Origin of the sequence: Rhizobium sp. 2MFCol3.1 (assembly GCF_000377565.1) — a bacterium.
Lineage (GTDB): Bacteria > Pseudomonadota > Alphaproteobacteria > Rhizobiales > Rhizobiaceae > Rhizobium.
Window position 1 is genome coordinate 127,894 of the sequence record NZ_KB898353.1, and the last position, 22,235, is coordinate 150,128.

Sequence of the window (22,235 nt, forward strand, 5' to 3'; positions counted from 1 at the left end):
CTTCGAGGAAATTCGGCTTAGGTCGGGTATTCATCCAGACCACGGACACTGACATGACGAAATCATTTGGTGCGATGTCGATCGCGCAACTTTCCGTTCTCATTCAGAATGGCGCCGCCGATCCGGTCGAGGTCACCGAGGCGGTGCTTGAAGGCATCAAGGCGCACACCGATCAATCGATCTTCACTGAACTGCTGGCCGACCGCGCGCTTGAAGAGGCCAAAGCGTCCTCGGCGCGGCTGAAAGCTGGCCGGTCGCGCGGATTGCTCGAAGGCATTCCCGTTGCCTGGAAAGACCTGTTCGACATCCAGGGGCGCGCGACGACCGCCGGCTCCAAGGTTCTGCGGGACGCCCCCGTGGCCGAAGACGACGCTGCTGTCGTGACCGCGCTCGCCCAGGCCGGCATGGTCGCCGTTGGCTGCACCAACATGAGCGAATTCGCTTTTTCCGGCCTCGGCATCAACCCGCATTACGGCACACCGCACAATCCGCGCGGCAAGGATGAGCCACGTATTCCCGGCGGCTCCTCCTCGGGCGCCGGTGCCGCGGTGGCCGCAGGTCTCGTCCCCGTGGCGATCGGCACCGACACGGGCGGATCGGTCCGCATCCCCGCCGCCTTCAATGGCGTCGTCGGCTACAAGGCAACGCGCGGACGCTACGTAATGGGCGGCGTCTTCCCGCTGGCGAAAAGCCTGGATTCGCTCGGCCCCCTTTGCCGCACCGTTCAGGATGCGATCTGGATCGACGCTGCCATGCGCGGCCTGACCGCCGCTCCCACCATCACCCCGAGCTCGCTTCGGGAGCTGGATGTGGTCATTCCTGATAATGTCGTGTTCGATGGTGCCGAGGCCGGCGTCGTCGCAGCCTTCGAGCAAAGCGTGGAGTGGCTGATCGCCGAAGGCGCGTCGGTGACCCGCGTCAACATCCCGGCCTTCGACGAAATTCTCGCCCTCATGGGCAAATACGGCAGCTTGGTGACCGCGGAAGCGTTCGCGCTTCATCGCGAACGCCTCGCCGGGCCAGAGGCCGATCAAATGGACCACCGCGTCGTGCAACGCACCCGACTTGGCCAGACGATCACCATGCCCGACTACATCGCCATTCTCGAAGCGCGCGAGCGACTGATAGCGGAGGTCAACCGCATGGTTGGCGATAGCATTATCGCCTACCCGTCCGTCGCCCATGTCGCGCCACCGATCGCCGCCCTGGAAGCAAACGACGATCTTTTCTTCGCGACCAACGGCAAGACATTGCGCAACACCATGCTCGGCAATTTCCTCGACTGGTGCGGCGTGTCGATCCCCTGCGGGACCGGCGACGCGGATATGCCGGTCGGCCTGCTGCTTTCGGCAACCGCCGGCCGCGACGAAGCGCTGCTTGCCGCCAGCCTTTCGGCGGAAGCTGTGATCACGGGAGATTCCGTTTGAAATTCCAAGGCGTTGCTGCCTAGATAAGGCGGGAACGAGGAGGAGGAATGGAATGATCGAGAATATCGAGAACGGACGGTTCGCCGTCTCTACGTGGTCGCTGCACCGGGCGCTGGGTGCGGTTTATCCCTATAGCCCCGATCCGGCCAAGAGCGCCGCGCCGCAAGAGCCTTATGGCGCCGGCAGCGTCGAGCTGATCGACGTTCCGCGCCAACTTGCCGATCGCGGCATCCACAGGCTGGAGATCTGCTCCTTCCATCTGCCGAGCCTCGACGCGGACTATCTGCGCCGGCTGCGCGCAGCCCTCGATCAATCCGGCGTCCTGCTCCAGACCTTGCTGGTCGAGGATGGCGACCCGAGCAACCCCGAGACGGCCGAGCGCGATGTCCGCTGGATCGCCGGCTGGATCGAGATCGCAACCGCGCTTGGCGCGAGAAACATGCGCGTCATCGCGGGAAAGCAGCAGCCGAGCGACGAGAACCTCGCCCGCTCATCAGGACATCTCTCATGGCTGGCGGAGCAGGCCGAGGAGAGCGGCATTCGTGTTGTCACCGAAAACTGGTTCGATCTCCTGCCGTCGCCCAAAGAAACCAACTGGCTGCTTGACGATCTCGCCGGAAAGGTCGGCCTCAACGGCGATCTCGGCAATTGGTCGGCGCCGGACAAATATGCCGGCCTTTCGGATATCATGCGCCGCGCCGAAATCTGCCACGCAAAGGCCAACTATACTGCATCCGGGATGGATGCCGAGGACTACGGCAAGTGCCTGGAAGCCTGCCGACAGGCCGGATATGCCGGTCCCTACACACTGATCTACGATTCGCCGTTCTTCGCCGACGAATGGGACGGCATCCTTCTTCAGAAGGGCTTTATCGAACAATTCCATCAAGATGAGCAGCGCGCCACGGGCTGAGCTGCGGAAGGAGACTGGCATGCCTGGTTCAACTGCGATCAACGACTTTTCGAAACGCCTCAGGTCCGGCGAAAGCGGTGGCCTGATTTCGGCCTGGATCGGCATACCCGATCCGCTCTTCGTCAATCATCTCTCGCAGGAAGCCTTCGATGCCGTCGTGCTCGATATGCAGCACGGCGTCTGGGACATGGTGTCGGCCGCAAACGGCATTGGGCAGGGCAGGCTCGCCGGCAAGCCGGTGATGGCGCGTATTCCCGTCGGCGATTTCTCGACGGCCTCGCGGCTGCTCGATGCCGGTGCCTCGGGGATCATCGCGCCGATGATCAATGCGGTTGCGGATGCGCATGCCTTCGTCAAGGCGACCAAGTATCCGCCGCTCGGCGAGCGCAGCTGGGGACCGACGCTGGCGATGAACCATACCGGCCTCGCCGCCACGACCTACCTGGCGACGGCAAATATGGAAACCGTCGCGATCGCGATGATCGAGACCCGGGCAGCGCTCGATGCCGCTGATGACATTCTCGGCGTTGACGGCATCGACGGCGTCTTTATCGGCCCATCGGACCTTTCCATCGCGCTCTCGAACGGCGCGCAGCTGGCGCCCGATACGACGGAGATGGATGTCGTGCTGAAGCAGCTGCTCGACCGCTGCCGCGCGCATGGCAAGTTCGCATGCATCTTCGGCAGCAACGGCGAGCGCGCCGGGCAACTGCTGAAGATGGGCTTCGACCTGGTTATTGCAGGCGCGGACACGCAGCAGCTTCGCGCCGGCGCCGCAAGTGCCATCGCCGCAGCGCGTAAAGGCCAGGCTGGCTGATCTATTTCTTCTGTGCCAGCCAGATGACGTGGCGCGCGCCGCCACGTTTTCCGTTGGCGCGCGAATTGACGGCCTCGACCGCAAAGCCACTGTCGCGCACCCGGCGCGTGAAGCTGGCGTCGGGGCCGGATGACCACACGGCCAGCACGCCACCGGGACGCAGGGCCTCGCGTGCCGCCTTCAGCCCGGCGAAGTCGTAGAGCCCATCGTTCGATTGACGGGTCAGTCCATCCGGCCCGTTGTCGACATCAAGCAGAATGGCGTCGAATTTTGCCCGGCTCGAACGAATGAGTTCGGACACATCCCCCTGGTGAATGCCGACGCGGGGGTCATCGAGGCATCCCTTGAACACCTCGGCCATCGGCCCCCTCGCCCAGCTGACGACGGCGGGCACCAGTTCGGCGACGATGACGGATGCATCCTTGGGTACGACGGCGAGTGCTGCGCGCAGCGTGAATCCCATGCCGAGGCCGCCGATCAGGATGCTCGGACGCGGCCGGCCCTTGAGCTTGTCGTAGGAGAGCGTCGCGAGCGCCTCTTCGGAACCAGAGAGGCGGCTGTTCATCAGCTCGTTCGATCCGAGCATGATGGAGAATTCGCTGCCGCGCTGCTTCAGGCGCAACTCGCCGGCCTCGCCGGGAATTTGAGCGGAATCGAGCTGGATCCAGGGCAGCATGTCTTAGGCCTCGCGTTGAGACGCCCCACTAGCACAAAAGATCGCGCCGATGAAACGCAAACACGAGGCTGAAAGCCAGGCATCGATCGGATCACTGTCCGTTGATGCAGGCCGGATTGGTGGACTTGCGGTTGGCCGCATTGCGCTGATTGGGCGGGCAGCGTGTCCACTGGACCGGGGCGGTGCCTGCGGTGCTTCCCGTCTCAAGTGAATCGAGCGGAATGGAAAGGCCGCTCGATTGTTCATCCTGCGGGCCGGTTCCGAGTGGAGGCGAGCCATCAAACCGACCGCTGCTGTCCGTGCCCATGTTCATCTGCGCGAATGCACTGCCGGCAAAGCCCATGATGACGATTGAGGTGACTGCGAGAAGCTTGCGCATGCTGGAAACTCCTTCACGTTGAATACCATGAAGAAATAGCGCGCGGCCGGTAATGTTCCAACCGCGTGCTACTACCTATTTTGCGCGAGCTCAGCGCGCCGCCCAGTTGGCGCCCCGGCGGAAGATGGTGCGCATTTCCGGCACGGAAAACTCCTTCGCCTGATGGCCGAGCGAGGAATAAAAGACGCGTCCCTTTCCGTATTTCCGTTTCCAGGCAACCGGCATCACCACGCCATCGATCCAGTAGGCGTGATCGCCGGTAAAGGTCGTCGTCGCCAGCACCTCGTTGGAGGGGTCGACATGCATGTAATACTGCTCCGACGTGTAGTCGAAATCGGCAATGCCTTCCATGACTGGGTCATCGGGGCGGGTAATATTGACCCTGTAGTCGATGATGTTGCCGGGATGCGCGACCCACTGGCCGCCGACAATGAACTGGTATTCCACGCAGTCGCGGAAGCTGTCGCCGGCACCGCCATGATAGCCGGCCAGACCGACACCGCCTTCGATTGCCGCCGCAAGGTTCTTGATCTCTTCCTTCTCGATCTTCGACATGGTGACGATCGGCACGACGAGTGAAAGGTCGTGAACGGACGGGTCGGCGAAAGCCTCGGTCGTATGCTCGACATAGACCTTGAAGCCGTCTTCCTCGAGTATGTCCTTGACGATGGCGGCGCATTCCTGCGGCTCGTGGCCGCTCCATCCGCCCCAAACGATCAGTGCTTCACGCATTAAACTTCCTCCTCAATAATTACTTGCCCAGACGTCCGTCGACGAGGGATTCCGAGATCGGCGCCGGTCTTTCCGTCTGCGTTGATATCGCCACGGTGCGGCCGGTGTCCGATGCGGTCTGGAACGCTTCCATGACCTCCAGCACGTGCAGCGCCAGGCTGCCATTGGCGCGATGCGGCCGGTTCTCGCGGATCGCATAGGCGAGATCGGCGACACCGATCGACCGGTAGTTTCCATCGGCATAGGGTGCCGTCAGCGGCTGGCTTTCGAAGGCACCGCCCTTTCGCAGCAACTCCACCTCGCCGCCGAAGTGATTGGGATCGGGCACGATCAGCGTTCCCTCGGTTCCGTAGACCTCGAGCGGTACGTGCTTGTGACCGGCGACATCGAAGCTCATGCCGATCTGCACGACGGCGCCGTTGGCAAAGGCCATCAGGCCGGACACATGGGTCGGCACATGCACCGGGATATGCTCGCCGTTTCGCGGCTCGCTGGTGATGACGCGCTCCTTGCGCGGCGTGACGGCAAAGCCCGCCACCTGCGCCACAGGCCCGAAGAGATTGACGAGATCGGTGATGTAATACGGCCCCATATCCAGCATCGGCCCGCCGCCGACTTCATAGTAGAAGGCTGGATTGGGGTGCCAGCGCTCATGGCCGGGGCACATGAAGGTGGCCGTGCCGCCCACCGGCTGGCCGATCACGCCCTGGTCGATCAGCGCGCGGGCCGTCTGGTGGCCGCCGCCGAGGAAGGTGTCGGGTGCCGCGCCGATGCGCAGGCCCTTCGCCTTGGCCGCTTCGGCGAGCTGCTTGCCTTCGGCGAAATTGATCCCGAGCGGCTTTTCCGAATAGGTGTGCTTGCCGGCGGCAAGCGCCTGCAGGCCGACGGCGACGTGCGCCTTCGGAATGGTCAGATTGACGATGATCTCGATCGAGGGATCGGCGAAGAGTTCGTCGACGCTTCTGGCCGGCACGTTGAACTCAGCCGCCTTTGCCTGCGCGAGCTCGCTGTTGAGATCCGCCACGCCCCTGATGTCGAGAATGGGGAAAGACGTCATGGCCTTCAGGTACGCGCCCGATATGTTGCCGCATCCGATGATGCCTATGCCGACTTTATCCATGATTTCCTCCCATAGATTTTGGTTCTGAAAGCGTCAGAGCGCCGGGCCCGTGGTGTTCCACGGCGACTCGTAAAGTTCGTAGAGGGCGACGGCCGCAGCCCCCTGTGCCCAGAAGTCGTCGCTGGAATCGTCGAAGACGAGTTCGGCGACCCCCTTGAGCGAGGGTGGAATGGCGAGCGCATAGGCATTGCGCAGGCTTTCCAGGAAAGGTTCGCCAAGCGCCAGGCTGGAGCCGACGAGGATGACGCGCGGCGGCGCGAAGATGGTCACGATATTGGCAACCGCGACACCGACGGCCTCCCCCGCCCGGATCGCCGCGCTGATCAGCGCGTTGTCTTCTGCCTTGATCAGGGCCTGCGCATGCGACATGCCGCGCCCGAGCCGGATCGCCTCGGCAAAGCGCCCGCCCGCCGGCTGCTCGCCCAGAATTTCGCTTTCGCCCGCTTGGCTTGACAGCCGCACGATGCCGCGCGGTCCCATGCCAAGCACGAGATCGCCGAGATTGTGGCTGAGGCCGCCGGCGCCGCGAAACAGCTGGTTGCCATGGAGCACGCCCAGCCCCAGCGTCTGCTCCAGCGAGATCAGCACCATGTCTTCCAGATCGCGCGCCTTGCCGAACCAGTGATGCGCAAGCGTGATGGCATGCGCGTCGCTTTCGACGATCGTCGAGGTGTTGAGCCGCGCGGTCATCTCGGCGGCGAAATCGACATTGACGTCCCGGAAGATCGGGCTGCTGCGGATATGGCCGGTTCGATGCTCGATCACACCCGGCAGGCTGAGGCAGACGGTATCGACATCCTCCAGCGACAGGCCGGCATCGACGACGCAGCGCCGCACACCATCCTCGACAAGATCGGCGATGACCCCGATCGGCTGGCGATCGATCCGGATCGGCAGGGTGAGATTCGAGAGCACGTCGCCGCGAAAATCGGTGACGACGAAGACCATGCGACTGGCCGCGATCTTGGCGCCCACGACACGCGCCGCATCGGGATTGAGCTCCAGCATGACACGTGGCCGGCCACGCGCCGCTTCGTTGCGGATATCGCCTTCGTGGCGCGGCAGGATGAGGCCATCATCCAGCAGCGAGGCGGTGATGGCCGACACAGTGGTGGTCGACAGCTGCGTGCGCTCGCTGATCTCGACACGCGCGATCGGTCCATGGCGGCGAACCGTGTCGAGCACGTTCAGGCGATTGATCGCGCGCATCAATTCCGGGTCTGCGGTCTTCATCTATTCTTGCACGGCTCTTCTGGCGACCGCCGAAGCAGGTCGCTATTTTTGTCGGAATGCGAATTAAATAACGTGGAGATTCAGCCGTCTGTCAAGGCTAATCTGCCAAAATCAACCTAGGGAGTTGACATTCCGGCAAAGCTGCCGATCATTTAATCCGCATAAGGGACAAAATTGTAGAGGACGATTTTCCCTTGAGGAGGAGACCTTATGTTCAATCATCAAAGGGCGAAAGCCCTGTTCAATAGTCGTGCCTTTGTCCGCTCGACCGCGACCGCTCTGGCGCTTCTGATCGCCGCCGGCACTGCCGCTGCCGACACGACCATCAAGTGGATGCATCTCGAAATCGACCCGACCTATCTCGGCGTCTGGCAGCAGATCGTCAAGAATTACGAGGCCGAGCATCCGGGCACCAAGGTGGAGATGCAGTTCCTCGAAAACGAGGCCTTCAAGGCGAAGTTGCCGACGCTTCTGCAGTCCAACGATGCGCCTGATCTTTTCTACAGCTGGGGTGGCGGCGTTCTGAAACAGCAGCTGGCGACAGGCGCCCTGCTTGATCTCAGCGAAGCGATGAACGCCAAGGATGGCGCGTGGGTGAAGACCTACAACCCGGCCTCCGTCAAGGGCCTCAGCTATGACGGCAAGATCGGCGCGGTCCCTTATGCGGTCGGCACCGTATCCTTCTTCTACAACAAGGAATTGTTCGCCAAGGCCGGCGTCGATGCGACGACGATCAAGACCTGGGACGACTATCTGGCCGCGGTCAAGAAGATCAAGGATGCCGGCATCGTGCCGATCGCAGGCGGTGGCGGCGAGAAGTGGCCAATCCACTTCTACTGGAGCTATCTGGTGATGCGCAACGGCGGCCAGACGGTCTTCGATGCCGCCAAGAATGGCCAGGGCGAAGGCTTCAACGACCCGGCGATGATCAAGGCCGGCGAACAGCTCGCCGAACTCGGCAAGCTCGAGCCCTTCCAGCCAGGTTACCTCGGCGCCACATGGCCGCAGACGCTCGGCGTCTTCGGCGACGGCAAGGCGGCGATGATCCTCGGCTTCCAGAACACCGAATCAAACCAGCGCACCAATGCCGGCGACAAGAAGGGCCTGAACCCCGACAATATCGGACGCTTCGCCTTCCCCGCCGTCGCAGGCGGCGCCGGTGCCGTCACCGATACGCTGGGTGGCCTGAACGGTTGGGCCGTCACCAAGAAGGCGCCGCCGGAAACGCTCGACTTCCTCGCCTATCTCACCAATGCCGAGAACGAACGGACCATGGCCAAGGCCGGCATGATCATCCCGGTCGCGGTCGGCGCCGAGGACGGCGTGACCAACCCGCTGCTGCATGAATCGGCCGAACAGCTGGCGCATTCCACATGGCACCAGAACTTCTTCGACCAGGATCTCGGCCCCTCGGTTGGCCGCGTCGTCAACGACGTGTCGGTCGCTATCGTCTCCGGACAGATGACGCCTGCCGATGGCGCCCAGCAGATTCAGGACGCCTTCGAGCAGGATCAGTTCTGATCAAGCCCATCGCGGCGCGAGGCACGCTCTCGCGCCGCCATTTGATGTCTGGAATGTGAGGTCCCCATGGCCAATGTCAGCGCCGCCGCCGCAATCAGACCCGTGCACATACCGGCCACCCAGTCCGCCCGGCGCAAACATCCGGCCGTTGCCGGCCGCCTGCCCGTGCTGCTGCTCTTCCTGCCGCCGGCGCTTCTGTTGTTCTCGATCTTCGTGATCCTGCCGATGGGCGAGGCCGCCTGGTACAGCCTTTACAAATGGGACGGCTATGGCCTGCCGACGCAATATGTCGGCATGCGCAACTTCGAACTCCTGTTCAAGAACGGCGCTTTCCTCACCGCGCTGAAGAACAACGCGATGATCATGGTCATCTCGATCGCGATCCAGATTCCGCTCGCCATCTGGCTGGCGATGATGCTGGCGCACCGCATTGCCGGCGTGGTTGTCTTCCGTCTGATTTTTTTCCTGCCCTACGTGCTCGCCGATGTCGCGGCCGGCCTGATCTGGCGCTTCGTCTATGACGGTGACTACGGGTTCTTCGCCTCGATCGCTCATCTGCTCGGCGTCGAGACGCCCTATGTGCTGGCCGACAAGGATCTGGCGATGTACGCGGTACTCGGCGTGATCGTCTGGAAATACTTCGGCTTCCATATGATGCTGTTCATCGCCGGACTGCAATCGCTCGACAAGAGCGTGCTGGAGGCCGCCGAGATCGATGGCGCCAGCGGCTGGCAGCGGTTCCGTTACATCACCCTGCCGCTGCTTGGATCGACCGTGCGTCTGTCCGTCTTCTTCGCTGTCGTCGGCTCGCTGCAGCTGTTCGACCTCATCATGCCTCTGACGGGCGGCGGCCCCTTCAATGCCACGCAGACGATGGTGACCTTCCTCTTCAACTTCGGCGTCGCCCGCATGCAGGTCGGGCTCGGAAGCGCCGTCGGCGTCGTGCTTTTCCTGATTTGCGTCACGCTCGCCTTCAGCTACAAACGGATATTCATGCGCCATGACTGACGTCGTTTCATCCGATCGGCTCAACGCCGGCACCAAAGCCTATCTCTACACATCGCTGGTCATCATATCGGCCATCGTCCTGATCCCGCTGGTGACCACAGCGCTTGGCGGCTTCAAGGATCTGGGCGACCTGCGCACCAATCCCTTCGGCCTGCCGGTCGAGTGGCATGTCGAAAATTACACCGACATCCTGTTCGGCGATCGCTACTGGCGACAGATGGTCAATTCGCTGCTCATCGCGGCGCTCACCGTCTTCCTCACCGTATCGGTATCGGCGATGGCGGCCTTCACCTTCGCGCATGTCCGCTTCTTCGGCGCCGACTTCCTGCTGAATTACTTCCTGATCGGCCTGATGTTTCCCGCCGCGACCGCCATTCTGCCGCTCTTCATCCGCATCCGCGATCTTGGGCTGCTCAACACATACTGGGGCGTGGTGCTTCCGCAGGTCGCCTTCGGGCTCGGCATGAGCATACTCCTGTTCCGGAATTATTTTCGAAACCTTCCGGAAGAATTGTTCCAGGCGGCCGTCGTCGATGGCTGCGGCTACATGCGCTTCTTCTGGCACATCTGCCTGCCGCTCTCGCGACCGATCATCGCGACGGTCAGCATCATTTCCTTCGTCGGCAGCTGGAACAGCTACATCCTGCCGCTGATCATGCTGAACTCGGAGAAGATGTACCCCTGGCCGCTCGGCATCATGGTCTACCGCGGCGAATTCGGCACCGCCTGGCAGCTGGTGCTCGCCTTCATTACGCTGACCATCATGCCGACCGTCATTGTCTTCTTCCTCGCGCAGAAGCACATCATCGCCGGCTTGACCGCAGGCGCGGTCAAGTCGTGATGATAGCCCGGTGAGTTCAGCCAAACACGTCAGCCAAAGACAAGGCCGCCGTCGACGATGAGGTTCTGGCCGGTAACCGCCCGCGCCCACGGGCTGGCAAAAAACAGCACGGCGTCGGCGGCTTCCTCCGGCGTCGTCACGCGGCGCAGCGGGGTGCTGCCGGCGATGAGATCGAACACCGCATCGGGCGTCCCGGCGCTGGCATCGGTGGTCCGCAGCAATCCGCCGGAGACCATGTTGACGGTGATGCCATCAGGCCCGAGTTCGGCCGCCGCGGTGCGAGTGAGCGACAACAGCGCCCCCTTAGCCGCCGTATAGTCGTGATAGGGAACGACAGGGTTCTGGAAGAGATTGGTCCCGATCGTGACAACACGCCCAAAGCCGGCAGCGACCATGCCGGGGCGCGTTGTCTGAATGAGGTTCAAAGCACCCTTCACCGCCGTATCGAGTTGCGCGGTCATTTCTTCCCAGCTGAGCTCGCCGAGTTTCGGGCGTGCATCGCCGTTGAAGCTGAAATCGGCGAGCGCATTGTGCACCACCGTGGTCGGCGACCCCAGCCTGAGCGTGACATCCGCCACCAATTCACTCACGGCCGCGCCGTCGCGGATATCGGCCTGAAACGCATACGCCCGCTCGCCGAGGCTCTTCGCCAGCGCCTCGGCCTGCTCCCGGCTGTTGCGATAGTTGATCGCCACCTTCGCGCCCTCGCGGGCGAAAGCGCTTGCGATCGCCGCCCCGAGCCCACGCGCGGCGCCGGTTACGATCACCGTCTGCTCACTGATCGGCAATGTCATTTCGTGTCTCCTTCCTCTGTCGTCCAAAGTTCGTGAAAGTGCTGGACCGGGCCATGTCCCGAGCCGACGTCGAGCGTGTCGGCAGCAGTCACCGCGCCGGCGAGATAGGTCTTTGCGGCTGCCACCGACTGTGGCAGCGTCGCGCCCTTGGCGAGCTCGGCCGCAAGCGCGCTCGACAGCGTGCAGCCGGTGCCGTGGGTGTTTGCGGTCGGGATCCTGGCGGCTTCGAACCAAGAGAGGCCGTCTTCCGTTGCCAGCACATCGGGGCTCTGGTCGCCCTCGAGATGGCCGCCTTTGACGAGCACGGCAACGGATCCCAAAGCGCGCAGCGCTTCGGCCTGCTCGCCCATCTCCCGGCGGCTCTCGGCCACATCGGTGTGCAGCAACGCAGCTGCCTCAGGCAGATTGGGCGTCAGCAGCGTCGCAAGCGGCAGCAGCCGGCGCAGAAGCACATCGACCGCAGCGGGATCGAGAAGCTTCGCCCCACCCTTGGCCACCATGACGGGATCGAGAACGATTGGGATGCCGGGATGAAGCCTGAGAACGTCGGCGACTGCATCGGCGATTTCGGCATTGGCGATCATGCCGATCTTCACGGCATCGACGCGGACATCCGCGAACACGGCCCTTATCTGATCCGCCACGAAGCCTGGCGGGACAAGGTGAACGCCGGATACGCCCTGCGTATTCTGGGCAGTCAACGCGGTGAGTACCGCCATGCCATAGACGCCTCGCGCGGCAAACGCCTTGAGATCGGCCTGGATGCCGGCACCGCCCGATGGATCGGATCCGGCGATGGAGAGAACGTTGCGGATCATCGTGATCTCCCTTGAATAGCCTGCGAAAGCTCGAGGGCGGCTCCGCGAGGATCGGCTGTGCCGCATATTGCCGAGACGACGGCGATCCCGTCGGCACCGGCAGCAAAAACACCGCCGACATGCGCCAGCTTCAGCCCGCCGATCGCAACGGATGGAACCGGGCAGACAGCGACGAGACGTGCAAGGCCGTCGAAGCCGATCGGCTGTTTGTGATCCGGCTTGGTCGGCGTCGCGAAGACCGGGCCGATGCCGGCATAGTCGACCAATGCCAGATCGACAGCCCTCGCCAACGCCTCTGTCTCCACCGACAGGCCAAGGATCATGTCGCGTCCGATCCGCCCGCGCGCGGCACGCACGACCATATCGTCCTGGCCGACATGAAGCCCATCGGCGCCGATCGCCACGGCCGCCTCGACATCATCGTTGATGACAAGCAGCGCGCCTGTCCCGGCGAGCGCTTCCTTCAGAGCAAGGCCGGTCTCGATCATGCGCGCCGTGGAGGCATGCTTGTCGCGAAGCTGCACGACCGTCGCGCCACCGGCGACGGCGCGCCTTGCTGTTTCGACCATGCCGATACCGGCGCAGAGCTCGGGATCGAGGACAAGATAGAGCGAGAGATCGATCGTCCTCATAGCATCCGCACCCGCGCATTGTTGTCGACCGCGGCGCCGTCTATCGCCGCGAGGGCGTCGAGGAACCGCCAGGAAAATGACCCCGGGCCCTCCGCGCCGCGCGCCGCCTCTTCGCCGGCGACGGCGAACATGGCGAGCGCCGATATCGTCGCTTCGAACGGCGCATCGGACCGGGTGGCGGCGAAGGCGCCGACGAGGCATGTCAGCGAGCAACCGAGCGCCGTCACCTGCGGCATCAGCGATGAACCGCCCTCGATGCGGCAGGCGCGCGTGCCATCGGTGACGAAATCGACCTCGCCCGTCACCGCAACCACGGCCTGGTGCTTTTCTGCGATATGGCTGGCGGCAGCTTCCGCCTGCTCCACAGGGTCGCGGCTATCGACGCCCTGCCCCCGGCTTTCGCCACCGGCGAGCGCGATGATCTCGGACGCGTTTCCGCGAATGATGGTCGGGCGAAGCGCCAGCAGATCCGCGACGGCCTGTCTGCGAAACGCGGTCGCATAGTGGGCGACGGGGTCGAGGACCCATGGCCTGGCGCTCTCGCCCGCCGATCTGGCAGCGGCGCGCATGCCGTTCATCCAGCTCGGCGAGAGCGTGCCGATGTTAACAGTCAGCGCGCCGGAGATGGCCGCGAACTCGCCGGCCTCGTCCTCGGCATGCACCATGGCTGGCGAAGCGCCGGCTGCGAGCAGCACGTTGGCGGCGATGTTCATCGCAACGAAATTGGTGATGCACTGAACGAGCGGCTTTTGCGCGCGCATGGCATCCAGCATCGAACCGGGAGATCTGTCGTCTTTCATCATGCCCCTTTCGGGCGGGGCAAGACGCGGGGACCCTGATAGCAATGCCGAAGGGTCCGAGCGACTCCCTCCGCCAGCATTATCTGGTTCAGGTTCAAAGGGTACTTCTCAGTCTGCCGTCGGCAAACGCCCCTGTCTCTCAATGGCTATGTTCTGTCAGAGAAGCCGACCGCTGTCACGCGCAAAATGACAGCAGCCGGGAGCTGGCAATTAGCCGCCGATCAGGCGCCGTTCTCCTTGATCGCTTCCATAGCAACGAAGGTCGACGTGTTGGCGACGAAGGGAAGGCTGGAGATCTTTTCGCCCAGAACGAGGCGATAATTGGCGATATCGGACGTGCGTATCTTCAGGAGATAATCGAAGGCACCGGCGATCATGTGGCACTCCTCGACCTCCTGCAGCTTGCGGACCGCGACGTTGAAAGCGTTCAGCGCGTTCTCCCTGGTGTCGGAGAGTTTCACCTCGGTAAACGCCACATGGTTGCGGCCGAGTTTGTTAACGTCGATGATGGCGCGGAAGCCGAGAATGTAGCCATCCTCGATCAGTCGCTTGAGCCTGACCTGGCAGGGCGTGTTGGACAGACCGACGCGCTTGGCGAGGTCGGTCACCGACATCCGGCCATCGGCGACGAGCGCGTCGAGGATGCGCTGATCGAATTGGTCGATTTCCCTGATATTTCCCGCGCCCGCCACAATAATTTCCTTCAATATGAATATTGAATAGCGAACTAAAGACTAGAACACTCGAAATCAAGTGAAATTGACTTTTTGAAATCTGCTAGCTTTCCGACATCATCGGATCAGGAGCCCAGCATGGCAATCACCACCGACGCGGCAGCAGTCGAAGTCACAGTAGAGCAGGCCAACGGCTCTGCAAATCCCTTTGACGGATTTGCCCCTCCGATCCGAGAGCAAAGCGATCTGCGCCGCGCCATCACGGCTGCCTACCGCACTCCGGAGACGATCTGCGTGCCACGCCTGGTTGAGGCTGCCGCCCTTCCTGATCACGTCAGAAAAGCCGCCGCCGACACCGCCCGCAAGCTGATCGAGGCGCTGCGCGCCAAGCACAAGGGAACCGGCGTCGAGGGACTGGTGCACGAATACTCGCTCTCCAGCCAGGAGGGCATCGCGCTGATGTGTCTGGCCGAGGCGCTGCTGCGCATTCCCGACACCGCAACGCGTGACGCTCTTATCCGCGACAAGATTTCCGAAGGTGACTGGAAGGCCCATCTCGGCGGCGGTCGCTCGCTCTTTGTCAACGCCGCGACCTGGGGTCTCGTCGTGACAGGCAAGCTGACGTCGACGGTCGCCGACCGCAGCCTTTCGGCCGCATTGACTAGGTTGATCGCCCGCTGCGGCGAACCGGTGATCCGCCGCGGCGTCGACATGGCGATGCGGATGATGGGCGAGCAGTTCGTCACCGGCGAGACCATCGACGAAGCGCTGCAGCGGGCAAAGCCGCTCGATCAGCGCGGCTTCCGCTATTCTTACGACATGCTGGGCGAAGCCGCGACCACGGGCGCCGACGCGAAGCGCTACTACAAGGATTACGAAACCGCGATCCACGCCATCGGCAAGGCGTCGGATCGGCGTGGCATCTACGAAGGCCCGGGCATCTCGATAAAGCTTTCGGCGCTGCATCCGCGCTACGCGCGCGCGCAGAGCGCCCGCGTCATGGACGAGTTGCTGCCGAAGGTGAAGGCGCTGGCGCTGATCGCCAAGTCCTACGACATCGGCCTCAACATCGACGCCGAGGAGGCCGACCGCCTCGAACTGTCGCTCGACCTTCTGGAAGCGCTCTGCCTCGACCCCGATCTGGAAGGCTGGAACGGCATGGGCTTCGTCGTCCAGGCTTACGGCAAACGCTGCCCCTTCGTGCTTGATTTCATCATCGACCTCGCGCGCCGCGCCGGCCGCCGCATCATGGTGCGCCTCGTCAAGGGCGCTTACTGGGATGCGGAGATCAAGCGTGCGCAAGTCGATGGCCTCGCGGACTTCCCCGTCTTCACCCGCAAGATCTACACCGACGTTTCCTATATCGCCTGCGCCAGGAAGCTTCTGGCTGCGACGGATGCCGTCTTCCCGCAGTTCGCGACCCACAACGCCCAGACGCTGGCGACCATCTACCAGATGGCAGGCTCGGATTATTATGTCGGCAAATACGAGTTCCAATGCCTGCATGGCATGGGCGAGCCGCTTTACGACGAGGTGGTCGGCCGACAGAACCTGAACCGCCCCTGCCGCATCTACGCCCCCGTCGGCACGCATGAGACGCTGCTTGCCTATCTCGTGCGCCGACTGCTTGAGAACGGCGCCAACTCCTCCTTCGTCAACCGGATCGCGGATCCAAACGTCTCCATCGACGAACTGATCGCCGACCCGGCCGAGATCGTCTCGAAGATGCCGATCGTCGGGCAGAAGCACGACAAGATCTCGCTTCCCGGCGAACTCTACGGAACCCGCATCAACTCCGCCGGCCTCGATCTCTCCAGCGAAGCGGTACTTAATCACCTGTCCCACTTGCTCGGCGAAAGCGCAACAAAGGGCTGGCGCGCCCTTCCAAGTCAGGCGACCGACATCAACGGCGCCCGCGACGTGCTCAACCCCGCCGACCACCGGGACGCCGTAGGCCAGGTTCGTGAGGCAACGCCATCCGAAGTCGCAGCAGCAATGCAGGCGGCGCAAGCGGCAACAGCATACTGGGCCGGCGTTTCGCCCGCAGACCGTGCCGCGTTGCTCGACAGCGCGGCCGATATCATGCAGACGCGCATGGAAACACTGCTCGGCCTCATCATTCGCGAAGCCGGCAAGTCGGTGCAGAACGCCATCGCCGAAGTACGCGAGGCGATCGACTTCCTGCGCTATTACGCCGAACAGGCGCGCCGCACGCTGGGGCCATCACACGCGCCGCTGGGACCCGTGGTCTGCATTAGCCCCTGGAACTTCCCGCTGGCGATCTTCAGCGGTCAGGTCGCGGCAGCCCTGGTCGCCGGTAATCCCGTGTTGGCAAAGCCCGCCGAGGAAACGCCGCTGATTGCCGCCGAGGCCATCAGGATCCTGCATGAGGCGGGCATTCCGAAGGATGTGGTACAGCTGGTTCCGGGCGAAGGTAGCGTCGGTGCGGCGCTTGTCGCGGCGCCGGAGACGGCGGCCGTGATGTTCACAGGCTCGACCGAAGTTGCCCGGCTGATCCAGGCCGAACTCGCCAAGCGGCTATCCGCCAACGGCAAGCCGATCCCGCTCATCGCCGAAACCGGCGGCCAGAACGCCATGATCGTCGATTCCTCGGCGCTTGCCGAACAGGTCGTGGGCGATGTCATCGCATCTGCCTTCGACAGCGCCGGCCAGCGCTGCTCGGCGCTGCGCATTCTTTGCCTGCAGGACGACGTCGCCGACCGCACGCTGACGATGCTGAAGGGCGCGCTGCGCGAACTGACGATCGCCAACACCAATCGCCTCTCCGCCGATATCGGCCCCGTCATCACCGCCGATGCGAAGGAGATCATCGAGACCCACGTGAAGTCGATGCAGGCGCTTGGCCGCCAGGTCGAACGCATCGAGCTGCCGACAGAGACACAGCATGGCACCTTCGTCGCCCCGACGATCGTGGAGCTCAAGAACATCGCCGAACTGAAGCGCGAAGTGTTCGGGCCGGTGCTGCATGTCATCCGCTGGCGCCGACAGGATCTGGACCGGCTCGTGGACGAGATCAACGCCACCGGCTATGGCCTGACCTTCGGCCTGCACACGCGTCTCGACGAAACCATCGCCCGCGTAACCTCCCGCATCGAGGTCGGCAACGTGTACGTCAACCGCAATGTCATCGGCGCCGTGGTTGGCGTTCAGCCATTCGGCGGACGCGGGCTTTCCGGCACCGGCCCCAAGGCCGGCGGACCGCTCTATCTCGGCCGCCTGGTGAAGACACCACCGATCCCGCCGCAGCACAGTTCGGTCTATAGCGATCCGGCGCTGTCGGATTTCGCCAAGTGGCTGGACGAGCGCGAACTGCATGACGAGGCCGAAATGGCCCGCAATCTCGGCAGCCAGTCGGCGCTCGGACTGGAGAGCGAGCTCACCGGCCCCGTCGGCGAGCGCAACATCTACGCGCTGCACGCGCGCGGCACCATCTTCTGCGCGCCGGTCTCCGAAGTCGGCCTGCATCGCCAGATCTCTTCGGTTCTGGCAACCGGCAACAAGGCATTCATCGAATGCAGCGACAGCCTTCGCAGCGGCCTGAAGGATCTTCCCGTCAGCGTTTCCCAGCGCATCGCCTTCGGCAACGGCAGGAGCACGAGCGAGATCCTCTCGGGCGCGCTCATCGAAGGTGACAGCGCCCGCATCGCCTCGATGCAGCAGGAAATCGCCGCCATGTCCGGCCCGCTGCTCCTGACGCAGGCGGCCTCGACGGCGGAACTGGAGCGCCATCCGGAGGCCTATTGCCTGAACTGGCTGCTGGAAGAGGTTTCCACCTCGATCAACACCGCTGCCGCCGGCGGCAATGCGAGCCTCATGTCGATCGGCTGATCCTCATCGACTGACATACGTCACGCGATATGGCGTGACGTATTGCTTGTGCGCGATGATCCGAAACAGCGTGACAATCCTGTTCGACGTTCCTACCAATGGAGCGAAGCACCAACGGGATCGACCAATGACCGGATCATACAACCAGCCCATCGATGCAGCCGAGGTTCCTCGTTTCGCGGGTCAGGCGACCTTCATGCGCCTGCCGACAGCCGAAACGGCCAAGGGTCTGGATATCGCGCTCGTCGGCATCCCCTGGGACGGTGGCACGACCAACCGGGCCGGCGCGAGACACGGGCCACGGGAAGTGCGCAGCCAGTCGAGCCTGATGCGCCGGGTGCATCATGTCTCCGGCACCGAGCCATACAGCATCGCCAATATCGCCGATGTCGGCGATCTCTCGGTCAACCCGATCAACCTGATGGATGGTCTGAGCCGCATCGAGGCGGGGATCGCCGAGATCGTGGCCGCCGGCGCCATTCCGCTTTCGGTCGGCGGCGACCATCTGACCACGCTGCCCGTGCTGCGCGCGGTCGCCAAGACCCGGCCGGTCGGGCTCATCCATTTCGACGCCCATTCCGACACCAACGACACCTATTTCGGCGACAACCCCTATACCCACGGCACGCCTTTCCGTCGCGCGATCGAGGAAGGTTTGCTGGACCCGAAGCGGATCGTCCAGATCGGCATTCGCGGTTCGGTCTACGATCCCTCGGAGCATGATTGGGCGAGAGCGCAGGGTGTGCGCGTGATCTATATGGAGGAGTTCGTCGAGCGTGGCGCGAAGGACGTGATGGCGGAGGCGCGGCGGATTGCCGGCAACCACCCCACCTATGTCACCTTCGATATCGACAGCATCGATCCATCGATGGCGCCGGGAACGGGCACGCCTGAAGTGGGCGGCTTCACGACGCGCGAAGCGCAGCAGATGATCCGGCTGCTTGCCGGCGTCAACATTGTCGGCGCCGATGTCGTCGAGGTCGCGCCACCATTCGATGTCGGCGGCATCACCGCACTGGCAGGGGCGACGATGATGTTCGAACTCCTGTGCGTCATCGCCAAACAGGTGGCCGATAACCGCTAGTGCCACTACGGTCGGGCGCTGATGCTCCCCGCCAATCTCCGGTAGCCGCCGCGCCAGTAAAGCAGCGGCTCCACGTCCTCGCGCGTCTCGATCGCCCGTACGCGGCCGATCAGGATGGCATGCGAGTGGTGATTGAGAACCGTGTCCAGCTCGCAATCTAGCACCGTCAGCGCGTCCGACAGCGCCGGCGTTCCCGTTGCAAGCTCATACCATTGCGCGCCCTCATAACGCTCGGCACCACGGCGACCATCGAAGCCGGCGAAAGATTGCGCGACCTGCTGTTGGTCGGCGGCGAGAACATTGACGCAGAAACGGCGATATTTATCGACGGCGGGCCACGAGGAGGACGATCGGTTGACGCTGACGATCACCGAGGGCACATCCGCCGAGAGCGATGAGACCGACGTCGCGGTAAAGCCCGTCCGCTCGTCTCCTTCTCCGACCGTTATAACGCTGACGGCGCCGGCCAGATGCCGCATCGAGAGCTTGAACGCTGCTTGATCGACGACAGGTTTGTCGAGCATCGCCAGTTCCCCCTCTCAGCTTTTCGCGAAACGATTGGCAGGCATCGACAGGCCGAGGTTCTCGCGCAGTGTCGCGCCCTCGTACTCCTCGCGGAACAGGCCACGGCGACGCAATTCCGGAAGCACGAGCTTGACGAAATCGTCGAGGCTCGCCGGCAGCGTTGGGAACATCAGGATGAAGCCATCCGCCGCGCGGGTCTCGAACCACTCTTCCATGAAATCGGCGATCTGCTTCGGCGTGCCGGTGATGCCGTTACCGGTGTGCTTTTCGGCATAGTGGCGCACGAGTTCACCGACGGTCCGCCCGCTCTTGACGAAATCGACGAGTTCGTCGAATAGCGCCCGCGACCCCTTCGGCGCTTCGGGCAGCCTGTCCATGGGAAAGGGCTTGTCGAGCGGCACGCCGGTCAGATCTGCCTCCAGGAATTCCGACAGCATCAAGCGGCCGACATCCGGGTGCATCTTGTCGATCAGATAATCGACCTTGGCCTTCGCCTCGGCTTCCGTCTCGCCGACATTCAGGACGACGCCGGGCATGATCTTCAGATCGTCGGGGTCGCGGCCATAGGCCGGCATCCGCGCCTTGACGTTCTGATAGAAGGCGCGGTTGCGGTCGATGTTCGACGCCAGGCTGAAGACGATCTCTGCCGTTCGCGCCGCCATGTCCATGCCCGGTTCGGAACCACCCGCCTGCGCGATCACAGGCCGGCCCTGCGGGGAGCGGGCGATATTGAGCGGGCCGCGCACCTGGAAATGCTTGCCCTTGTGATTGAGCGTATGGTGCTTGGTCTTGTCGTAGTAGACGCCGCTTTCCCGATCGAGCAGCAGCGCGCCTTCCTCGAAGCTGTCCCACAGGCCGAACACGACATCCACGAATTCGTTGCCACGCTCGTAGCGCAGCGCATGCGGGTCGAGACCTTCGCGGTTGAAGTTATAGCCGGTCTCGTCGTGGTCTGAGGTTACGACATTCCAGCAGGCGCGGCCGCCGCTCAGGTGATCGACCGAGGCAAACAGACGTGCGACGTTGAACGGCTCGTAGTAGCTTGTCGATACCGTGGCCACCAGGCCGAGCTTCTCCGTCGAAACCGCGAGCGCCGATAGCAGCGACAGCGGCTCGAAGCGGTTCATCTTGGTCGGAATGCGCGAGAGCGCGTCCGGATCGCCGACCGCGGCTGCGGGCGAATCCGCCAAGAACATGAAATCGAGCCTTGCCGCTTCAGAGCGCTTGGCGACGTCGAGAAGATGGCTGAAATCGTTGGCCCCATTGACGTTGCTGTCAGGATGCAGCCACGAGGCCGGATGAAAGCCGAACGTATAGACAAACGTGCCCAGTTTCATCTTGTCGCTGCGCGCCATCGTCGTCTCCCCAAAATTGACCGCTATCAATTGCGCAAGCTAACGCCACGCGACTTTTTTCATCAATATCGCGCAGCTATCTTCCGTTTTAGTTTTTCTAAAGAGTGGGCTGCGCCGAGACCTGCCCCTGCTGCCGCGAGATCGCAACCACCCAATCGCGAAATTCCGGCCCATAGGCTTTCTGCAGGGCCGATCGATCCCAAGCCAGAAAATAGCTCTCGCGCAACGGGATCCTGATGTCGACGGGAATGACCAGCGTCTGCGCCTCGAGCTCGTCCGATATCATCGACATCTGAGCGAGCACCACGCCGCGCTTGTTGACCGCAGCATCGATGGCGCTGCTAGACAGCGTGAAGGACAATCCCGGCGTCGTCTCCTTGAGATCGACGCCGACCTTTGCGGCGAATTCCGACCAGCGCGGATAGGGCGTGAAATGCCGCTCCCATTCGACATGCAGCAGCGGATAGCGCAACAACTCCGCCGCTGTGGGCTTGGCAGCCGCGATCAATGCCGGCGAGCAGGCGGGAACGACCCAGTCGCGGAATAGCTCGGTATAATGATCGTGCTGCAGCACGTCTGAACCATAGCTGACGCGGAAATCGACCTCGTCGAAGCCCATGCGCGGCTCGCGGTCGCGGCCGATGACGCGGATGTGGGCGGCCGGGTGCATGGCCTGCCAGTCGAAGATGCGCCGTCCGATCCACTTGTTCACCACCGAGGACAGGGCGCTCAGGACCAGCGCATTCTCGTTGCGCGCACGCTCCAGCACCTGCTGCGCGATCGCGAACTGCTCGAAGCCCTTGGTGATCTCGCGGTGATAGAGCCGGCCCCAGACCGTCAACTCCGCGGTTCGGCCGCTGCGCTCCAGGAGCGTGACGCCGAGAAAGCTCTCGATCTTCCTGATCTGCTGGCTGATCGCGCCCGGCGACACATTGAGCTCGATCGCCGCCGCCGTGACGCTGCCGCAACGCCCGGCTGCCTCGAAAGCCTGCAGCGCCTTCAGCGGGAGCGCCCTCAGCTGTTGCTCATCGGTCAAG

General features: G+C 63.2%; 21 protein-coding genes and 1 riboswitch. Of the genes, 8 read left to right on the forward strand and 13 right to left on the reverse strand.

What is annotated here, in order from left to right; genetic code table 11:
* Positions 1–53 precede the first annotated feature (53 nt).
* From D460_RS0100605 to D460_RS0100615, 3 genes are read left to right on the forward strand one after another with little or no spacing between them, the layout of a single operon-like run.
* Positions 54–1,427 (forward strand): amidase, encoded by a 1,374-nt coding sequence (locus tag D460_RS0100605; RefSeq protein ID WP_026282640.1) that lies wholly within the window; start codon positions 54–56, stop codon positions 1,425–1,427.
* Positions 1,428–1,482: 55 nt separating this feature from the next.
* Positions 1,483–2,340 (forward strand): TIM barrel protein, encoded by an 858-nt coding sequence (locus tag D460_RS0100610; protein ID WP_026282641.1) that lies wholly within the window; start codon positions 1,483–1,485, stop codon positions 2,338–2,340.
* A gap of 19 nt (positions 2,341–2,359) precedes the next feature.
* Positions 2,360–3,157 carry an aldolase/citrate lyase family protein gene (locus D460_RS0100615; RefSeq protein WP_018896544.1) on the forward strand — a complete coding sequence of 266 codons (798 nt, stop codon included), beginning with the start codon at positions 2,360–2,362 and terminating at the stop codon, positions 3,155–3,157.
* Position 3,158: 1 nt separating this feature from the next.
* On the opposite strand, the gene D460_RS0100620 is transcribed toward D460_RS0100615, so the two are convergent.
* The 5 genes from D460_RS0100620 to D460_RS0100640 all read right to left on the reverse strand — a co-directional run bounded on the left by D460_RS0100620 (position 3,159) and on the right by D460_RS0100640 (position 7,297).
* Complete coding sequence (locus D460_RS0100620) at positions 3,159–3,833, reverse strand: spermidine synthase (protein ID WP_018896545.1); 675 nt, start codon at positions 3,831–3,833, stop codon at positions 3,159–3,161.
* A gap of 91 nt (positions 3,834–3,924) precedes the next feature.
* Positions 3,925–4,212, reverse strand: coding sequence for a hypothetical protein (locus tag D460_RS0100625; protein WP_018896546.1), 288 nt, complete (start codon positions 4,210–4,212; stop codon positions 3,925–3,927).
* Between the two features lie 90 nt (positions 4,213–4,302).
* On the reverse strand, positions 4,303–4,944 hold the full coding sequence (locus D460_RS0100630; RefSeq protein ID WP_018896547.1) for a ThuA domain-containing protein: 642 nt from the start codon (positions 4,942–4,944) through the stop codon (positions 4,303–4,305).
* A 19-nt stretch (positions 4,945–4,963) separates the two neighbouring features.
* Positions 4,964–6,064, reverse strand: coding sequence for a Gfo/Idh/MocA family oxidoreductase (locus tag D460_RS0100635; RefSeq protein WP_018896548.1), 1,101 nt, complete (start codon positions 6,062–6,064; stop codon positions 4,964–4,966).
* Positions 6,065–6,097: 33 nt separating this feature from the next.
* Complete coding sequence (locus tag D460_RS0100640) at positions 6,098–7,297, reverse strand: ROK family transcriptional regulator (protein ID WP_018896549.1); 1,200 nt, start codon at positions 7,295–7,297, stop codon at positions 6,098–6,100.
* 210 nt (positions 7,298–7,507) lie between these two features.
* Between D460_RS0100640 and D460_RS0100645 the strand changes: the two genes are divergently transcribed.
* From D460_RS0100645 to D460_RS0100655, 3 genes are all read left to right on the forward strand, one after another.
* Positions 7,508–8,818 (forward strand): extracellular solute-binding protein, encoded by a 1,311-nt coding sequence (locus D460_RS0100645; RefSeq protein ID WP_018896550.1) that lies wholly within the window; start codon positions 7,508–7,510, stop codon positions 8,816–8,818.
* A 66-nt stretch (positions 8,819–8,884) separates the two neighbouring features.
* Positions 8,885–9,826, forward strand: coding sequence for a sugar ABC transporter permease (locus tag D460_RS0100650; protein WP_018896551.1), 942 nt, complete (start codon positions 8,885–8,887; stop codon positions 9,824–9,826).
* The gene (locus D460_RS0100655; RefSeq protein ID WP_018896552.1) at positions 9,819–10,667 is read left to right on the forward strand and encodes a carbohydrate ABC transporter permease; all 849 of its coding nucleotides are present in this window, start codon (positions 9,819–9,821) and stop codon (positions 10,665–10,667) included. The genes D460_RS0100650 and D460_RS0100655 overlap by 8 nt, the downstream gene beginning before the upstream one ends.
* A 29-nt stretch (positions 10,668–10,696) precedes the next feature.
* Here D460_RS0100655 and D460_RS0100660 read toward each other — a convergent pair whose 3' ends face one another.
* The 5 genes from D460_RS0100660 to D460_RS0100680 all read right to left on the reverse strand — a co-directional run bounded on the left by D460_RS0100660 (position 10,697) and on the right by D460_RS0100680 (position 14,406).
* Entirely contained in the window at positions 10,697–11,461 is a 765-nt protein-coding gene (locus D460_RS0100660; RefSeq protein ID WP_018896553.1) for a 3-oxoacyl-ACP reductase, read from the reverse strand.
* Positions 11,458–12,279, reverse strand: a complete 822-nt coding sequence (gene thiD, locus D460_RS0100665; protein WP_018896554.1) for a bifunctional hydroxymethylpyrimidine kinase/phosphomethylpyrimidine kinase — start codon at positions 12,277–12,279, stop codon at positions 11,458–11,460. Before thiD ends, D460_RS0100660 begins: the two co-directional genes overlap by 4 nt.
* Positions 12,276–12,911, reverse strand: a complete 636-nt coding sequence (gene thiE / locus D460_RS0100670) for a thiamine phosphate synthase (RefSeq protein ID WP_018896555.1) — start codon at positions 12,909–12,911, stop codon at positions 12,276–12,278. The genes thiD and thiE overlap by 4 nt, the downstream gene beginning before the upstream one ends.
* Positions 12,908–13,711 (reverse strand): hydroxyethylthiazole kinase, encoded by an 804-nt coding sequence (gene thiM / locus D460_RS0100675; RefSeq protein ID WP_026282642.1) that lies wholly within the window; start codon positions 13,709–13,711, stop codon positions 12,908–12,910. Before thiM ends, thiE begins: the two co-directional genes overlap by 4 nt.
* Positions 13,712–13,759: 48 nt before the next feature.
* A riboswitch (TPP riboswitch) is annotated at positions 13,760–13,855 on the reverse strand.
* A gap of 77 nt (positions 13,856–13,932) precedes the next feature.
* Positions 13,933–14,406 carry an Lrp/AsnC ligand binding domain-containing protein gene (locus D460_RS0100680; protein WP_196809312.1) on the reverse strand — a complete coding sequence of 158 codons (474 nt, stop codon included), beginning with the start codon at positions 14,404–14,406 and terminating at the stop codon, positions 13,933–13,935.
* A 117-nt stretch (positions 14,407–14,523) separates the two neighbouring features.
* Here D460_RS0100680 and putA point away from each other — a divergent pair, with 117 nt between their 5' ends.
* Together putA and speB are read left to right on the forward strand one after the other, a co-directional pair.
* Positions 14,524–18,234, forward strand: a complete 3,711-nt coding sequence (gene putA / locus D460_RS0100685) for a trifunctional transcriptional regulator/proline dehydrogenase/L-glutamate gamma-semialdehyde dehydrogenase (protein WP_018896558.1) — start codon at positions 14,524–14,526, stop codon at positions 18,232–18,234.
* 127 nt (positions 18,235–18,361) lie between these two features.
* A complete protein-coding gene (speB, locus tag D460_RS0100690) occupies positions 18,362–19,318 on the forward strand; it encodes an agmatinase (protein ID WP_018896559.1) in 957 nt (318 codons plus the stop codon).
* Positions 19,319–19,323: 5 nt separating this feature from the next.
* Here the strand turns inward: speB and D460_RS0100695 are convergent, their stop codons facing one another.
* The 3 genes from D460_RS0100695 to D460_RS0100705 all read right to left on the reverse strand — a co-directional run bounded on the left by D460_RS0100695 (position 19,324) and on the right by D460_RS0100705 (position 22,234).
* A complete protein-coding gene (locus D460_RS0100695; RefSeq protein WP_018896560.1) occupies positions 19,324–19,842 on the reverse strand; it encodes a flavin reductase family protein in 519 nt (172 codons plus the stop codon).
* A gap of 15 nt (positions 19,843–19,857) precedes the next feature.
* Positions 19,858–21,198 carry an LLM class flavin-dependent oxidoreductase gene (locus D460_RS0100700; RefSeq protein ID WP_018896561.1) on the reverse strand — a complete coding sequence of 447 codons (1,341 nt, stop codon included), beginning with the start codon at positions 21,196–21,198 and terminating at the stop codon, positions 19,858–19,860.
* Positions 21,199–21,295: 97 nt separating this feature from the next.
* The gene (locus tag D460_RS0100705; protein WP_018896562.1) at positions 21,296–22,234 is read right to left on the reverse strand and encodes a LysR family transcriptional regulator; all 939 of its coding nucleotides are present in this window, start codon (positions 22,232–22,234) and stop codon (positions 21,296–21,298) included.
* Between the last annotated feature and the right edge of the window lies 1 nt (position 22,235).

Coding starts and splice junctions, on each gene's coding strand:
- D460_RS0100605 (WP_026282640.1), top strand. CDS start 54: ATGACGAAATCATTTGGTGCGATGTCGATCGCGCAACTTTCCGTTCTC.
- D460_RS0100615 (WP_018896544.1), top strand. CDS start 2,360: ATGCCTGGTTCAACTGCGATCAACGACTTTTCGAAACGCCTCAGGTCC.
- D460_RS0100620 (WP_018896545.1), bottom strand. CDS start 3,833: ATGCTGCCCTGGATCCAGCTCGATTCCGCTCAAATTCCCGGCGAGGCC.
- D460_RS0100625 (WP_018896546.1), bottom strand. CDS start 4,212: ATGCGCAAGCTTCTCGCAGTCACCTCAATCGTCATCATGGGCTTTGCC.
- D460_RS0100630 (WP_018896547.1), bottom strand. CDS start 4,944: ATGCGTGAAGCACTGATCGTTTGGGGCGGATGGAGCGGCCACGAGCCG.
- D460_RS0100635 (WP_018896548.1), bottom strand. CDS start 6,064: ATGGATAAAGTCGGCATAGGCATCATCGGATGCGGCAACATATCGGGC.
- D460_RS0100640 (WP_018896549.1), bottom strand. CDS start 7,297: ATGAAGACCGCAGACCCGGAATTGATGCGCGCGATCAATCGCCTGAAC.
- D460_RS0100645 (WP_018896550.1), top strand. CDS start 7,508: ATGTTCAATCATCAAAGGGCGAAAGCCCTGTTCAATAGTCGTGCCTTT.
- D460_RS0100650 (WP_018896551.1), top strand. CDS start 8,885: ATGGCCAATGTCAGCGCCGCCGCCGCAATCAGACCCGTGCACATACCG.
- D460_RS0100655 (WP_018896552.1), top strand. CDS start 9,819: ATGACTGACGTCGTTTCATCCGATCGGCTCAACGCCGGCACCAAAGCC.
- D460_RS0100660 (WP_018896553.1), bottom strand. CDS start 11,461: ATGACATTGCCGATCAGTGAGCAGACGGTGATCGTAACCGGCGCCGCG.
- thiD (WP_018896554.1), bottom strand. CDS start 12,279: ATGATCCGCAACGTTCTCTCCATCGCCGGATCCGATCCATCGGGCGGT.
- thiE (WP_018896555.1), bottom strand. CDS start 12,911: ATGAGGACGATCGATCTCTCGCTCTATCTTGTCCTCGATCCCGAGCTC.
- thiM (WP_026282642.1), bottom strand. CDS start 13,711: ATGAAAGACGACAGATCTCCCGGTTCGATGCTGGATGCCATGCGCGCG.
- putA (WP_018896558.1), top strand. CDS start 14,524: ATGGCAATCACCACCGACGCGGCAGCAGTCGAAGTCACAGTAGAGCAG.
- speB (WP_018896559.1), top strand. CDS start 18,362: ATGACCGGATCATACAACCAGCCCATCGATGCAGCCGAGGTTCCTCGT.
- D460_RS0100695 (WP_018896560.1), bottom strand. CDS start 19,842: ATGCTCGACAAACCTGTCGTCGATCAAGCAGCGTTCAAGCTCTCGATG.
- D460_RS0100700 (WP_018896561.1), bottom strand. CDS start 21,198: ATGGCGCGCAGCGACAAGATGAAACTGGGCACGTTTGTCTATACGTTC.